This is a genomic window from Mycolicibacterium agri (assembly GCF_002553505.1).
Taxonomy (GTDB): domain Bacteria; phylum Actinomycetota; class Actinomycetes; order Mycobacteriales; family Mycobacteriaceae; genus Mycobacterium; species Mycobacterium agri.
This window is the reverse complement of the sequence record NZ_PDCP01000229.1, coordinates 1-941: the sequence shown is the minus strand read 5'-3', so window position 1 is coordinate 941 and position 941 is coordinate 1. Positions and strand designations below refer to the sequence as shown.

Annotated in this window: 1 protein-coding gene; it reads right to left on the bottom strand. The window is 61.0% G+C overall.

Annotated features, from left to right (window positions below; translation table 11 throughout):
- Positions 1-416 precede the first annotated feature (416 nt).
- The coding region (locus CQY20_RS33935) for an ATP-binding protein (protein ID WP_234816549.1) at positions 417-941 on the bottom strand (525 nt) is incomplete at its 5' end.

The window sequence follows — 941 nt, the reverse complement described above, 5'->3', positions numbered from 1 at the left end:
CAACGACGCCACAGCGCACTCGGCGGCCTCCCACCGATCAGCCGACTGACACCAACGTCATGACTCGGTACACCTAGGCGCGTTACGAGCGTATGCGCTATGGATCCCGAAGGCGCGAAACGCCTCCACAGGCCATACGTTCGTGGCCGCACCGTGCCCGAGTTATCACACTGCAAGTGTCCGTTCTCACGGATTTTGGGGCATTCTCATTGAATCTGAGGTATCCGCGTGTCTTTCTCACTGCATCTGGGGCATCGGGCTTAACGTTTATTTGTGCTGACATCGGCGTTGTCGGCAGGGCCGGTTGTAGCGGGTGTTGTGGACTTGGAGTTCGACACACGCGAGGGACGTTTGCGCCTGTCAACGGCAGCTGAATTTTGATCAGTTGTCGGCAAGTGAATTTTGACCAGCTGGGGTCATTGTTCCTCGGCGGTGACGGTTGGGACGCGGCCGAGGTCCCGGTCTTTGATGCGGTAGCTGTCTCCTTTGAGTGAGATGACTTCGGCGTGGTGGACGAGGCGGTCGATCATGGCGGCGGCGACGACGTCGTCGCCGAAGACTTCACCCCAGCGGCCGAATGGTTTGTTGGACGTGACGATCAGGCTGGCCCGTTCGTAGCGGGAGGACACCAGTTGGAAGAACAGGTTGGCCGCTTCTGGTTCGAAGGGGATGTAGCCGACTTCGTCGACGACCAGCAGGGGGTAGCGGGCCAGCCGGGCTAGTTCGGTTTGCAGCGTGCCTGCGTGGTGGGCTGCAGCGAGTCGATCGACCCATTGACTGGCTGTGGCGAACAGGACCCGGTGACCGGCCTGGCAGGCCCGGATCGCGATCCCGATCGCCAGGTGCGTCTTGCCGGTGCCCGTCGTTATCGCGGGTTCGAGAGTGAGAGTGCCGCGTTCTGCCTGTTCAGGACGTTGTTGCGATTGATGCGACGTTCGGTG